This window comes from Janibacter sp. DB-40 (genome assembly GCF_029510815.1).
Taxonomy (GTDB): Bacteria; Actinomycetota; Actinomycetes; order Actinomycetales; family Dermatophilaceae; genus Janibacter.
Genome location: NZ_CP120360.1, coordinates 1,314,596 through 1,328,374, shown reverse-complemented (window position 1 = coordinate 1,328,374; position 13,779 = coordinate 1,314,596). Strand labels below are relative to the sequence as shown.

Below are 13,779 nucleotides of genomic sequence, written 5' to 3'. Positions count from 1 at the left end.
CCACGACAGTCAGGCAGCCAGATGAACGAGCACCGCGCCGGGATGCACCGGGGCCGTGGCCAGCGGCTGAGCGAGATCGTCCGGTTGCTGCACTCGGGGGTCACCCGCGTGGAGGACCTCGCGGTCGCGGTGGCGGTCTCCGATTCGACGGTGCGCCGCGACCTCGCCTCACTCGAGGCCGAGGGCGTGATCGCCCGCACCTACGGCGGTGCTCAGCCCTTCGCTCCTTTCCGGGAGACGCTCCTGCAGGAGCGGATGACCCTCGAGGTGACCGCCAAGGCGCGCATCGGTGCGGCAGCGGCCGGGCTCGTCGAGGACGGGGCGACGATCTTCGTCGACGCCGGGTCCACGACCTCCCACCTCGTCGAGAACCTGCGCACCCGAACGAACCTGACCGTCCTCACCCGGGGCGTCGAGATCGCCCTGGCCCTCGCGGACAGCCCGATCGAGGTGATCGTCGTCGGTGGCGCGGTCTCGCCCTCCAGCCACGGACTGACCGGCTCGATCACGCAGCTCGTCCTCGAGCGATTCGCGGTGGACATCGCCTTCCTCGGCTGCGACGCCGTCCACCCCGACCGGGGTGTCGGCGAGCCGACCATCGAGGAGGCCGCGACCAAGGAGGTTGCCGCGCGCAACGCCCGCCGCACGGTGGTCCTCGCCCACGCCGCCAAGCTGACCCCGGGCGCGGTGCCGGCCTGGGCCCCCTTGCCCCGCGGCTGGACACTCATCACCGACGAGTCGAGCGAGACCCGTCTGCAGCCCTTCCGTGAGGCCGGAGTCGACGTGCTCCCGCTCGCCGCAGGCCGCACGGAGGGGTGATGACGGCCATGGACGAAGGGGGTCGACCCGGCCGTCGCACACTGCTCGCCGCGCCGGACAAGTTCCGCGGGTCACTGACCGCGCCGGAGGTGGTCGCCGCGGTCACCGCGGCGGCCGAGGCGTCGGGCTGGGACGTCGTGGCCGCTCCGATGGCCGACGGCGGGGAGGGCATGCTCGATGCCTTCGGCGGTCCCAACCGCACGAGCCGGGTGACGGGTCCGCACGGCCGCGGGGTGGAGGCGCGGTGGCGCCACGAGGACGGTGTCGCCGTCATCGAGAGCGCACTCGCCTCGGGCCTGGACCTGGCCGGTGGCGGCTCGGACAACGACCCGATGGCGGCCACCAGCCGCGGCACCGGTGAGCTCATCGCCGACGCCGTCCTCGACGGGGCGCGCCGCATCATCGTCGGGCTGGGCGGCTCCGCCATGACCGATGGTGGGCTGGCGGCCGTCGAGGCCGTCGTCGATCGTCTGGGCGGCGACCGACCGGTCGACCGCGGCGTCGAGCTGCTGGTCGCCTGCGACGTCGAGACGGTCTTCACCGACGCAGCCCGGGCCTTCGGTCCGCAGAAGGGCGCCGACCCCGACCAGGTCGACGAGCTCACCGACCGACTGCACCGGGTGCGCGCCCACTACGAGGACCGCTACGACAACTGGTTGGCCGACCACGATGTCGACCTCGCGACCGCACCCGGCGGTGGTGCCGCCGGTGGTTTGGGTGGCGGCCTGCTCGTGCTCGGCGGGCAGCTCCTCCCGGGGCTCCGATTGGTGGCCGAGCAAGTCGGTCTGGATGACGCGCTCGGGCGAGTCGCTGTGGTCGTGACCGGCGAGGGCGCCCTGGACGCGGAGTCCTTCAACGGCAAGGTCGTCGGTGGCGTCGTGGAGGCCGCGCTCCCCCACGACCTCCCGGTGATCATCATCGCCGGCACCATCCGGGCAGACGTCCCCGACCTGCCCGCCCGGGTGACGGCCGTCGACCTCAGTGAGCGCTTCGGGGCGGACGCGTCGTGGGATCGGACGGCACAGTGCATCCAACGCGTGGTCGAGCAGGAGATCGAGCGACTCTAGCCGTCACGTCGTCGAGCGGCTCTAGCCGTCCTGTCGGGACTCGTGGAAGGGTGACCGGCATGACCGACACCATGCCCGACGAGCGCTCCACCGTCACCGTCGAGGACGGGGGTCTGCCCGTCCAGCTCTTCCTGCCTGCGGCCGGGAGCGGCCCGGGGATCGTGCTCTTCCAGGAGATCTTCGGCGTCACCGAGTACATCCGCTCACGGGCGCGTGATCTCGCCGACCTGGGATACGTCGTCCTGGTTCCGGAGTCCTACTGGCGCCTGGGTAGCCCGGTCATCAGCGAGGCGATGGACGGACTCGAGGAAGCCATGGGAGCCGCCGGTCGGCTCGACTGGGACCAGACCGTCGCCGACGCGGTCGCAGCGACCCGGCACCTGAAGCAGCGGCCCGAGGTGGTCGGCCGGACCGGGCTGGTGGGCTTCTGCTTCGGTGGTGGTCTGGCGTGGGCAGCCGCCGCGCAGCTGGCCGACCAGGGCGAAGCGCCCGATGCGTTGGTCGCCTACTACGGCTCGCAGATCCCGACCCTGCTGGACATCGCGGACCGCATCCGGTCACCCCAGCTGCACCACTGGGGCAATGCCGACCAGTTCATCCCGGCCGAGGGCGTCGACGCCGTGGAGCAGGCCGTCACGGCTGCCGAGGACGCGACCTTCTGCCGTTACGACGGCGCGGGCCACGCCTTCGACAACCCGTCACCTGCCTTCCACCACGCGGAGGCATCCGCACGTGCGTGGCCGGTCACGACGGACTGGCTCGCGTCACGACTGCTTCCCTCGTAGGACCCGCTGCACGGATGCTCCCTCCTGGGCCCCCCGACCCGCCGTGCAGACACCGGCGTCGCGACCCCGCCCGTGCAGGCACCCGCCCCACGATCCCCCTTGGAGGCACCGGACCACGCCCCGCCCAGGGCATGCCTTCGAGCCCTTCCTTGGGGAAGGGCTGTGGGGCGGGGTCGCTACAGGTGCCAGGTCACGCCGGTGGGGGTGATGCTCGCTCGCAGGTCGAGGGTGTGGACCCTGGTGTGGTGGCGTTGGCACAGCAGGGCGGCGTTGTCGATGTCGGTGGTCCCGCCGCGGGACCACCAGGCCACGTGGTGGGCGTCGCACCACTGCGGGGGCATGGTGCACCCGGGATACGTGCAGCCGCCGTCCCGCAGCCACAGGGCGCGTTTCTGACCGGGGGTGAACCAGCGCGCCGAGCGGCCCAGGTCCAGGATCTCGCTGTCGCCGCCGAGCACGACCGGGACGATCCCCGCGTCGCAGGCCAGCTTGCGCACCACCGACGGGGCCAGCACCTGCCCGGTCGCGGTCACCCCCGCGCCGTGGGTGCCCTCGCGCAGGTCGTCCAGGCCGATGGTGACCACCACCTGCGCCTTCTCGCACGTCGGCTCCGCCCCCGGGGAGGCGACCCCGCGGCGGATGATCTCCACCAGCGCGTCCGCCCGGCGCTGGGCCGCGGGCCGCTCGTCGGGTGCACCGTCGGGTCCCTTGACCGGTCCCGACAGGGCGGCCAGGGCCGCGTCGAGGACCGCGGCGCCCTCGGGGTCGAGCACCACCCGATACAGCGACATGCCGGCCGGGCCCTGGCTCTTGGTCAACGAGCGGCCGCGCTTGGCGCGGCGGTCCTCGTCCTCGCTCTCCTTCTCCGGCTTCAGCAACCGCCCCGTGCGGGTGATCGCCACCGCCAGCTCCTTCTCGTCCAGGCCCCGCACCCGCTCACGGCGTCGCCCCTGCGGACCGGTCTCGACGACATCGTCCTTGGCGCCCTGCACGAGGATCGTCATCTCGGCCTCAAGCAGGTCCTCGTCCGCGACCGGCGCGACCTGCGCATGGAAGCGCGCGAGCTGGTCGGCCTTGCCCAACGGGAGCTCCCCGGCCTCGAAGGCTCCTCTCAGGTCGTTGACGGCATCTGTGGCCTTCAGCGCCGATGGGCCAGCCATCCGGGTGCCGGCCTGCGCGACCCGGACCACCGACGCGGTGTGCCGCACCCCCGGGTCCGGCGCCCGCTGGCCCTCGGCGCGGGTGACCCAGTCCGCCGGCGACCACGCCGACTCCCCCGGCAACCCCCGCTGCAGGCCTTCGCGGACCAGGTCGACCTCGGCGACCTCCAGCAGGGCGCGTGCCTGCCCGACCACGGCCAACGCGTCCGTGACCTCCGCGTCCCCCAGACGCCACAGCTCCCCGCCACCACCAGCGCCCTGCGTCAACGAGCGCAGCGCGTCACGCAGGCCGGGAGCAGTCCCGTAGCCCTCGTCCCACTGCGCTGTCATCGCCATGAAGAGACTCTGCCAGCGACCACCGACAACCCAGCCCGGGGCATGGTTTCGAGGCTCGCTCGCCGAGCGAACTCACACCTCAACCACCGAGCGTGGAGCTCGCCGACCGGACCCCACGGATGGCGAAGGGAGCGGGAGGGTCTCCCGCTCCCTTCGCCCTGTCCCACCCCAGCCATAGACTCCCCACCGCCAAGACGGAGCAGCGAGCGCCGCGCCCGCTGCGGTCGACAGGGATGCGAAGGGGAAGAGATCGATGACGATCAAGCACACGCTCGTGGGCGAGGGCCCGACCAAGGTCATCACGGTGCACGGCTGGTTCGGCGGGGAGGACGGCTGGGGGCTGCTGCCGGACCTCGTGGACACCGAGGCGTACAGCGTCGCCTTCTTCGACCTGCGTGGCTACGGGTCGCGTGCCGACGTCGAGAGCAGCTACACCCTGGACGAGGTCGCCGACGACGTCTTCGCCCTCGCCGACGACCTCGGCTGGCAGCGGTTCGCGCTGGTCGGTCACTCGATGGGCGGGGCCATGGCGCTGCGTGCCTTCAGCCGTGACCCCGGACGGGTCACCGCCCTGGTGGGCATCAGTCCCGTCCCGGCCTCCGGCGTGCCACTCGATGCGGATTCGCATGCCCTCTTCGACGGCGCGGCACAGGACCACGCCAACCGTTACGCGATCATCGACTTCACGACCGGCAACCGTCAGCCCAGGAGCTGGATCCAGAGCATGGTCGCCTACTCCGCGAAGCACTCCCGGCCGGAGGCAGTGGCCGGGTACCTGAAGGCGTGGACGGGCGCCGACTTCGTCGCCGACCTGCCCGCGGTCAGCGTGCCGGTCCACGCCGTCGTCGGCGAGCACGACCCCGCCCTCGGCGAGGAGACGATGCGGGCGACCTGGCTGGAGCAGCTGCCCGGCTGCGAGCTGACGGTCATCCCCAACGCCGGCCACTACGCGATGTTCGAGACGCCGGTGTCGTTGGTGGCGGCGATCGAGTCGACCCTGTCGTCGAGCGACGCGTGAACGCACCCCGCATCGGCGTGGCCGCACTCGGCGGCACGATCGCCATGACGTCGGAGAGCGGGCGCGGTGTCACCCCCACCCTTGCGGCTGACGACCTCATCGGGGCGGTCCCCCGGCTCGGCGAGGTCGCCGACATCACGGCGACGACACTGGCCACCTGGCCGAGCGCCTCGGTCACCTCCGCCGACCTGACCTCGGTGATCGAGTGGGCGGACGACCGGGTGGCGGCGGGGGCCTCCGGCATCGTCGTCACGCAGGGGACGGACTCGATCGAGGAGACGTCCTACTGGCTGGACCTGCACTGGGACCGCCCAGAGCCGCTGGTCGTCACCGGTGCGATGCGTCCTCCCACCACGCCCGGGGCCGACGGGCCGGCCAACCTGCTCGCCGCGGTGCTCACCGCCTCCTCGCAGGAGGCTCGTGACCGCGGCGTGCTCGTCGTCATGGGCGACACGGTCCACACCGCCGTGGAGGTCCTCAAGGGGCGCAGCAGCCACCCGGACGCCTTCGTCTCCCGGCCCTTCGGGCCGCTCGGGTTCCTCGAGGAGGAGCGGCTGCACCTGCGCCCCGCCGGGGTCCGACGACCCGCACTGCCCATGACGAAGGGGGGCACTCCCCCTTCGGTCGCACTGCTGGAGACCCACCTGGACGACACCGGTGACGTGCTCGACCTCGTCGTGCAGGCGGGTCACGGCGGCGTCGTCATCGCCGGCTTCGGTGTCGGCCACGTCCCGGAGCGCATGGTCGACGCGGTCCAGCGCGCCATCGACGCGGACGTGGTCGTCGTCATGGCGACCCGCGCGGGCGATGGCCCCACGCACCGGTCCAGCTACGGCTACGCCGGCTCCGAGGTCGACCTGCTCGCCCGCGGGGTCGTCCCGGCCGGCTGGTTGCACCCGCGCAAGGCCCGGGTCCTGCTGGCCGAGCTGCTTCGACGAGGTGTCGGGCTCGGGGAGGTCAGGGAGGAGTTCGCGGACCGGGGAGCCGTCCGACCCGAGACGTCGTCGTGAGCTACCTCGTCGTCGCCATGATCCGGCTCGGCGTCGTCGGGCTGGCGGGAATCGGCGTCGTCGCCGCCGCGCTCGTGGTCACCGCGGGGGTCGCGCGGCGCCAGCGCCGCTTCGCGGTGGTCGATGCGACGTGGCCGCTCCTCTTCGTCCTCATCGCCTGGGCGAGCGTGGTCACGGGCGACGGGAGCACCCGCTCCTGGTTGCTCGCCGGGCTCACCACGGTGTGGGGTGGGCGTCTCGCGTGGCACCTCGTCGGTCGTCTGCGCGGCGCCGGTGAGGATCCGCGCTACGCGGAGCTCCTGGAGGACGTCCCGCCCGAGCGCCGTTTCGCCGTGGCGGTGCGCAAGGTCTTCCTCACGCAGGGCGTGGTGGCGTGGTTCGTCGCCCTGCCGCTCATGGTGGCCGGGACGACCGACGAGCCCTTGGGTCCCATCGCAGCGCTCGGGACGCTCGTGTGGCTCGTCGGCCTCCTCTTCGAGGCGATCGGCGATGCCCAGCTCAAGGCCTTCAAGGCCGACCCGACCACCAGGGGCACGGTCATGGACCGCGGTCTGTGGGCGTGGACGCGGCACCCGAACTACTTCGGTGACGCCTGCGTGTGGTGGGGCCTGTGGCTCATTGCCGCCGAGGCGTGGCCGGGCGTGCTCACCGTGCTCTCGCCGGTGGCCATGACCTACGTCCTCGCCTTCGCCACCGGCGCCCGCCTGCTCGAGCGGCGGATGGCCGACCGGCCCGGCTACCCGGAGTACGCGGAGCGCACCTCGATGTTCGTCCCGCTGCCGCCGAAGCGCCCCTGACCTGCCGCGACCACCGGTCGACGCTCAGCCGCGCGCCGCGACCTCCACGACGGCCCGCGCAGCGAGGACGTGCCACCGCCGCGGACGCTCGAGGAGGGCGTGTCCACCCGGCAGCCCCTGGTACGTCGCGTCAGCGCCGGCGGAGCGCAGCCGCTCGATGAAGTCGCGTGACCGCTGCGGGCTGCACACCGTGTCCGCCTCACCGTGGACGACCCGCACGACCTTCTCCCGCAGGTGGTCGTCGGGGTCCTCCTCGCCGATCCACGGAGCGAGTGCCACGCTGCCGGCGACCGCCTCCTCGTCACCGCACCGCAGCGCCGCCCATCCGCCGCTGGAGTGGCCCAGGAGCACGACCGGCAGTCCGTGCTCGTGGGCCAGACGCCGCACCAGCTCGCGGGTCTGGGCCAGGCCGCTCCCGGTGGGGGCGATCCAGCCTCCCTCCTGGTTGTGCACGAGGACCGGCGCGACCCGTCCTCGCGAGGCCCGCCACACCGCGGGCGCGAAGGGCAGCATCCGCAGGTAGGAGACGTCGCGCGAGCGACGCGGTCGCGGCTCGACGGCACGACCCCCGTGCAGGATGAGCGCCACTGCCTGGGCGTGCGGCCCCACGCGCACGCGGCCCTGTCGGATCGCGGCCATGAGGTTGTCGGGGTCGTGCCACGTGGTCACCACGTGAGTCTGTCACGCCCGCGGGAGCGGGGAGGGCGCTCGCCGAGCGCACGGCTACGGTGGCGGGCAACCGCGACGAAGGGAGAACGATGGGCTGGACGAGGCCGGGACCCGAGGAGGTCGCGCCGGGAGTGCACCGGATCCCCCTTCCACTGCCGATGGACGGCCTGAAGGCGGTCAACGTCTACGCCGTCATCGGTGAGGACTCGCACACCCTCATCGACGGTGGGTGGGAGATCGACGTCGCCCGGCGTGCGCTGGAGGACGCTCTCGGGGAGCTGGGGCTGGCGACGCAGGACTTCGACCAGTGCCTCGTGACGCACCACCACCGCGACCACTACACGATGGCGCTCGGTCTGCGACGACGTGCGGACCTGGTCGTCGGTCTGGGCGAGGGGGAGGCCGAGCAGCTCGAGGCGATCCGCGCGAGTGACGGAGCATTCACCGGGGCGGATGCCCTCCTCCTCGCCGCGGACGCCACGAGCGTGATCGAGGGCCTGGCGGCCCTGCCGGTGGACCCGGTCGACCTCGCCGGCTACCGCGATCCGGACCGCTGGCTGCGCGACGAGGAGTGCGTTGCAGCAGCAGGCCGTTCGCTCCGGGTGCGGGCGACGCCGGGTCACACGCAGGGGCACGTGGTCTTCTTCGACGACGAGTCGGACCTCGTCTTCGCCGGGGACCACGTACTGCCGCACATCACGCCCTCGATCGGCTTCCAGGCCAGGCCCGTGAGGACACCCCTCGCGGACTACCTCGGGTCACTGGCCGACATGCTCCTCGAGCGCGACCGTCTGCTGCTGCCGGCGCACGGCCCGGCCGGGGGTGGGCTGCACGCCCGTGTCGAGGAGCTGCTGGCCCACCACGAGAGGCGTCTGGCCCAGACCGAGACCGCCGTGCGCGCCGGCGCCTCGTCCGGCTTCGCGGTCACCGAGTCCCTGCGCTGGACGCGTCACGAGCGGCACCTGTCGGAGCTGGACCCGATGAACCAGATGCTTGCCACCACCGAGACCCTCGCACACCTGCAGGTGCTCGTCGCCCAGGAGCGGGTCCGAGAGGTCGAGGTCGACGGGGTCTGGCGCTACAGCTGACGCCGGGGCGACGGCGGGCCGGGCTCACGGCGCACGGTCGGCCACCGCGCATGCCAGCACGTTCCACCGGCCCAGCTCGCCGGACACCAGGGCCTCGTCGAAGCCGACCTCGGTGATGACCACGTCGGCGCCGGCGTCACCGGGAACGGTCAGAACCACGTCGTCCAGACGGGCGTGCGCCGGGTCCACGCAGTCGGTGAGGCCGTGCGCCTCGGCATGGGCGAGAGCCGCCTCCAGCGCACCCATCGGAGCGGCCGGCACCGCGGCGCTCGGCTCGACAGTGGTGAACTCCACCGTGCGCGCCTGCTGGGTCATCACTCCCGGCAGGATCGCCACCCCCACGACGAGAGCCCCCAGGAATGCCACGAGGGCAGACGTGATGAAGGCCTTGAAGAACATGGACATCCCCCCGGATGAGTTGGTACGTCGCGCGAAGGACGTCCCCACCCGGCGTGCCGAGCGGTGACCAGACCGCATCGGCGATCCCCCGAGCGACCAAGCAGCACAATGGCTTCCACGCCGGACAGCAGCTCTACTTCTCTGCTGGGCACGACGCCCCGGTCACTCCCCTTCGTTGTCCTGCGGTGGACGAAAAAATACTATCAATTTCGTGTTTTTGTTTCAAATACTGCGCCCCACGCGCCCGTCGCCACCGGCAGCCCAGCACTCCCCCGAGGGCACGCAATCCAGCGTGTGGAAGGCCTCGTCGCCGATCCGCTCCCACGTCCGGCCACCGTCGTGGGTGATGCTCGTGCCACCGGTGCCGCCCCCTTCGCCGACGGTCAACGCAGTGGCCCGGCCACGGTTGATCCAGGCGACGTCCTCGCCGAGGTGGGTGAGTTCGCCGGCTCCGTCCCACTGACGGCCGTCACCGCTGGTCGAGCTGGTACCGGCGCTCGGGTCGGCGAAGTCGCCACCGACTGCGATCCCCTGCCTGGGGTTGGCGAAGTCGAGCGCGAAGACACCGGCGGCCGCACCGCTGGGCAGCGCGGCATCGCCGGCTTCCCACGTGGTGCCGCGGTCGTCGGAGTGGTAGACCCGGGCGTCCTCACCGCCGGCGCCGAACCACGCGTCGTGCCCGGTCATCGTCAGGCAGTCGCCGCTGGCGGAGAAGTTCACCTCGCCGCTCGAGTCCGGCATGCCCGCGTCCGGCAGCACCTCCCAGCTCGCTCCCCCGTCGGTGGTGCGGATGATGCGGAACTTCCCGTCGACCGGATCGCTCACCCCGAGCCCGACGCGGTCACCGGGCGCGAAGTCGATGCAGTTGAAGAAGGCGGCTTCTTCCTGGTTGCGGAAGGCCTCCTCCCACGACTGCCCGCCGTCGGTGGTCCGGTAGACCCGTGAGGCCTCCCCCGGCCCGATCGCGAGGACCACAGCGGTGTCGTCATCACGCGCCTCGACGTCCCGGAACATCAGCCCGTCGCTGCCGGGCGGGCGCACGTCCTGCCACGTCTCGCCGCCATCGGTGGTCCGGTAGACCGACCCGGCGCCACCGCTGACGCTGCCGCCGGCGACCCAGGCGGTATCCCGGTCGACGGCGTCCAGCCCGCGGAAGCTCTGGTCGGAGTCGACGACGCCCACCTCCCAGTCCGAGGACGAAGGGGGTGCTGCCGCCGACGCGGTCGCGGCGAGCGGGAGGGTGAGGAGGGCGGACAGGGCAGCGATGTGTGTGCGCATGTTGGAACCCTGCTCCGCTTCGGTGAGGGTGTCCACCGGAACGAGCCCAGCACAGCGCTACGCTGCCAGACCATGACCGGCGGCTCACTTCCCCACGAGTCGGTATCCGTCGACGCCGTCTCGGCACTCCTCGATCTCATCGTCTCCGACGACGCATCGGGCACGAGCATCCACACCGCGCTGGCGGCAGAGGGCATCTCCACCGCGGCCAGCGAGCACCTCGCACGCCAGGCCGACCAGGTGCGCATCTCATTCCGCCGCTGGCGGCGACGTGAGCAGGAACTGTCCGCGATCCTCTCCGGCGTGCGCGAGCTCGCCGAGCTGCGCGACGTCGACACCCTCCTCGAGCGGATCGTGGACCGTGCACGCCGACTTCTCGGCGCCGACGTCGCCTACCTGACGGGGCACCATGACAACGCCCTGCGCGTGCGCACCACCTCGGGTGTCGTCGCCCCGGAGCTGCGTGATCTCGTCGTCCCGGTGGGCGTCGGTCTGGCCACCCGGGTGGTCACGCAGAGGACTCCGCAATGGACCTCGGACTACCAGGAGCACCTCGAGGTACCCCATGGAGAGAGCGTCGACAAGGCCGTGGCGGCGGAAGGCCTGCGGTCGTTGCTCGGCGTACCACTCCTGGCCGGTACCGAGGTCCTCGGAGCGCTTTTCGCCGCCAACCGCACCAGCTACGAGTTCAGTCCTGACGAGATCGCCCTGCTCGGCGCATTCGCCGACCACGCCGCCATCGTGCTGCAGACAGCGCGACTGCTCGAGACGACCCAGGCCGCCGCCAAGGCCGCTCGCGAGGCGACCACCGTGCTCTCCGAGAACCTCGCCGCCACCGAGCGTGCCAGCCGGGTCCACGAGGACCTCACCTCCGTCGTCGTCGGCGGTGGGTCCGCCCGGGAGATCGCCGAGACTCTCAGCCACTCCCTCGGCCGACGCGTCGTCATCCTCGGCCGGGACCTCGTGCTGGTGGCGGACGCCCCCTTCGCCGGTGGTGATGCGCGGGCTCCGGCCCTGCCCACGGGCCCCGTGCGTGAGGCCATCGCCCGGAGCCGTCGTTCCGGCCGGTGTGTGCCCGTCGAGCCCGACGACGAGGTCGAGTTCGCGGTTACCGTCGTCTCGGACGACGCCCTCCTGGGCGCCCTCCTGCTCGGCCCCGGCGAGCGGGAGCTCGGCCCGGTCGAGCGGCGCACCGCCGAGCGCGCCGCGCAGATCATGGCCCTGGTGACGATCAAGCAGGACGCGATCCTCGACGCCGAGAACAGGGTCAGCGACGAGATCCTCTCGGACCTGCTCCATCCCCGCAGCCAGGACCCGGCGACCATCACGACCCGGGCGCGCGGGCGCGGCATCCACCTCGATCGAGTGAGCTCGCTGGTGCTTCTGGCGGTTTCCGCCGAGGCCCGTCGCCCATCCCTGGAGGCGGTGCGGGCACTGCCCACGAGCATCCTCGTGGGCGAGGAGAACGGGCTCCTGGTGGCGCTCACCAGCGACGTCGATGCCCCCGGGGCCGCGGACGCGATGCGGCAGCACCTCGCGCGACGGTGCACGGACCACGTGCTCGCGGTGGCCGGTCAGCCGATCACCGAGGTCGAGGACGTGGCCGCTGCCTTCCAGACCGCACGTCGGTGCGCCGCGCTCCTCGAGACGATGGGCCGGAGCGACGGTGTCGCCGACGTGCGCGCCTACACGCCGTACCTCGCGATGTTCGGAGCCGGTGGCGCGGACCCACAGGAGTTCATCGACGTCGTGGTCGGCCCCGTCATCTCCTGGGACGCCGGTCACGGCGGCGACCTGCTGACGACGCTGGCGGCCTTCATCGACGCCCAGTCCAGCCCCACGCGGACCGCCCGCCGGCTGCACGTGCACGTCAACACCGTGCTGCAGCGGCTGGAGCGGATCACCTCGCTCCTCGGCGAGGACTGGCGGGAGCCGGAGCTCCTCTTCCGGATCTCGGTGGCCACCCGGATGCACGGCCTCATCCACCCGAAGTAGAGGATCCATCCACTCACCCCCGCAGACGATGGATGGATCGTCTCTGTGTTCTGGGTCACGCCCTCCCTAGCGTGAGTCATCACCGGCGGGCGATCGCCGGACCACCAGCGGCGCCGCTGACCGGCGGCACGCTGCCGTCACGAGGGAGCAGCGCATGGGCACGACCAGCAGGCCGACGGACTTCCGGCACCGATCCCCCGCCGACCGTCGCAGCCTGGCCCTCGCCGCCGCCGGTCTCCCGGAGGGAGGACTCGAGGCCCTGGCGGACGAAGGGGGCCTGACCGTCGACCGCGCAGACCACATGATCGAGAACGTGGTCGGCGTCTTCGGAGTACCGGTCGGTGTCGCCACGAACTTCATCGTCAACGACGTCGAGGTGCTCGTGCCGATGGCGACCGAGGAGCCCTCCGTCGTCGCGGCCGCGAGCCACGCTGCACGCATCGCCCGCCCCACAGGTGGGTTCCACGCCTCCTGCAGCGCCCCGATGATGCAGGCGCAGATCCAGGTGGTGGACGTGGCCGACCCGCAGGCCGCCCGCCTGCGCGTCCTGGCCGCGCGAGAGGAGCTCATGGCCGCCGGGGACGAGCAGGACCCCGCGCTCGTCTCCTTCGGTGGTGGGGTCCGTGACCTCGTCGTGCGCACAGTGCAGACCCGTGTCGGCACCCACGTGGTTGTCCATCTCGTCGTCGACGTCCGCGACGCCATGGGTGCGAATGCGGTGAACACCATGGCCGAGGCGCTGGCGCCCCGGATCGCCGAGCTGGCCGGCGGCCGCGCACTCCTGCGCATCCTGACCAACAAGGCGGACCGGCGACTGACACGTGCCCACGCCGTGCTCGACGTCCAGGAGATCGGTGGGCCGCAGGTGGTGCGGGACATGGTGGCCGCGGCCGCGCTCGCCGAGGCGGACCCCTACCGGGCAGCCACCCACAACAAGGGGATCATGAACGGCATCACCGCGGTCGCCCTGGCCACCGGCAACGACACCCGTGCCATCGAGGCCGGCGCGCACTCCCACGCAGTCACCGCCGAAGGGCGGTACTCGGCCCTCTCCCACTTCGAGGAGGACGCCGACGGCAACCTGTCCGTCAGCCTCGAGCTCCCGATGGCCGTCGGCATCATCGGCGGGGCGACCAAGACCCACCCGAGCGCCGGAGCGGCGCTGCGCCTCATGGGGATCACCGGCGCGGAACGACTGGCCGAGGTCATCACCTCGGTCGGGCTCGCCCAGAACGTCGCCGCCCTTCGCGCACTGGCCACCGAGGGCATCCAGCGCGGCCACATGACCTTGCACCGACGCAGCGTCGCCTCGGCTTCGTCGGGTCACACCGACGCGACCTGACGGCACCCGTCCACAA

General features: G+C 72.2%; 12 protein-coding genes and 1 pseudogene. 9 read left to right on the top strand and 4 right to left on the bottom strand.

The window, feature by feature from the left end:
- Positions 1-21 precede the first annotated feature (21 nt).
- Genes PVE36_RS06300 through PVE36_RS06290 form a run of 3 tightly spaced genes read left to right on the top strand, consistent with a single transcriptional unit; the run spans position 22 to position 2,671 of the window.
- Entirely contained in the window at positions 22-819 is a 798-nt protein-coding gene (locus PVE36_RS06300) for a DeoR/GlpR family DNA-binding transcription regulator (RefSeq protein ID WP_277455306.1), read from the top strand.
- Positions 819-1,886: a glycerate kinase gene (locus PVE36_RS06295; RefSeq protein WP_277455305.1), complete on the top strand. Its 1,068-nt coding sequence runs from the start codon at positions 819-821 to the stop codon at positions 1,884-1,886. The genes PVE36_RS06300 and PVE36_RS06295 overlap by 1 nt, the downstream gene beginning before the upstream one ends.
- Before the next feature lie 59 nt (positions 1,887-1,945).
- Positions 1,946-2,671 (top strand): dienelactone hydrolase family protein, encoded by a 726-nt coding sequence (locus tag PVE36_RS06290; RefSeq protein WP_277455303.1) that lies wholly within the window; start codon positions 1,946-1,948, stop codon positions 2,669-2,671.
- Positions 2,672-2,847: 176 nt separating this feature from the next.
- Here the strand turns inward: PVE36_RS06290 and PVE36_RS06285 are convergent, their stop codons facing one another.
- Positions 2,848-4,167, bottom strand: coding sequence for an HNH endonuclease signature motif containing protein (locus PVE36_RS06285; protein ID WP_277455301.1), 1,320 nt, complete (start codon positions 4,165-4,167; stop codon positions 2,848-2,850).
- Positions 4,168-4,420: 253 nt separating this feature from the next.
- On the opposite strand from PVE36_RS06285, the gene PVE36_RS06280 reads away from it, so the two are divergent.
- The 3 genes from PVE36_RS06280 to PVE36_RS06270 are packed head-to-tail and all read left to right on the top strand — an operon-like array spanning position 4,421 to position 6,992.
- The gene (locus tag PVE36_RS06280; RefSeq protein ID WP_277455300.1) at positions 4,421-5,185 is read left to right on the top strand and encodes an alpha/beta hydrolase; all 765 of its coding nucleotides are present in this window, start codon (positions 4,421-4,423) and stop codon (positions 5,183-5,185) included.
- Complete coding sequence (locus tag PVE36_RS06275) at positions 5,182-6,195, top strand: asparaginase (RefSeq protein WP_277455299.1); 1,014 nt, start codon at positions 5,182-5,184, stop codon at positions 6,193-6,195. Before PVE36_RS06280 ends, PVE36_RS06275 begins: the two co-directional genes overlap by 4 nt.
- Entirely contained in the window at positions 6,192-6,992 is an 801-nt protein-coding gene (locus PVE36_RS06270) for a DUF1295 domain-containing protein (RefSeq protein ID WP_277455298.1), read from the top strand. Before PVE36_RS06275 ends, PVE36_RS06270 begins: the two co-directional genes overlap by 4 nt.
- Before the next feature lie 24 nt (positions 6,993-7,016).
- Here PVE36_RS06270 and PVE36_RS06265 read toward each other — a convergent pair whose 3' ends face one another.
- Positions 7,017-7,661, bottom strand: coding sequence for a hypothetical protein (locus PVE36_RS06265; RefSeq protein WP_277455297.1), 645 nt, complete (start codon positions 7,659-7,661; stop codon positions 7,017-7,019).
- Positions 7,662-7,750: 89 nt separating this feature from the next.
- Between PVE36_RS06265 and PVE36_RS06260 the strand changes: the two genes are divergently transcribed.
- Positions 7,751-8,749 carry an MBL fold metallo-hydrolase gene (locus PVE36_RS06260; RefSeq protein WP_277455296.1) on the top strand — a complete coding sequence of 333 codons (999 nt, stop codon included), beginning with the start codon at positions 7,751-7,753 and terminating at the stop codon, positions 8,747-8,749.
- A 24-nt stretch (positions 8,750-8,773) separates the two neighbouring features.
- Here PVE36_RS06260 and PVE36_RS06255 read toward each other — a convergent pair whose 3' ends face one another.
- Together PVE36_RS06255 and PVE36_RS06250 are read right to left on the bottom strand one after the other, a co-directional pair.
- Positions 8,774-9,154 carry a hypothetical protein gene (locus tag PVE36_RS06255; protein ID WP_277455295.1) on the bottom strand — a complete coding sequence of 127 codons (381 nt, stop codon included), beginning with the start codon at positions 9,152-9,154 and terminating at the stop codon, positions 8,774-8,776.
- Positions 9,155-9,370: 216 nt separating this feature from the next.
- Positions 9,371-10,426, bottom strand: coding sequence for an oxidoreductase (locus PVE36_RS06250; protein ID WP_277455294.1), 1,056 nt, complete (start codon positions 10,424-10,426; stop codon positions 9,371-9,373).
- Between the two features lie 72 nt (positions 10,427-10,498).
- Between PVE36_RS06250 and PVE36_RS06245 the strand changes: the two genes are divergently transcribed.
- Complete coding sequence (locus PVE36_RS06245; protein WP_277455292.1) at positions 10,499-12,421, top strand: GAF domain-containing protein; 1,923 nt, start codon at positions 10,499-10,501, stop codon at positions 12,419-12,421.
- Positions 12,422-12,551: 130 nt separating this feature from the next.
- A pseudogene (locus PVE36_RS06240) lies at positions 12,552-13,763 on the top strand (hydroxymethylglutaryl-CoA reductase, degradative); the annotation flags it as partial.
- Positions 13,764-13,779: the final 16 nt, after the last annotated feature.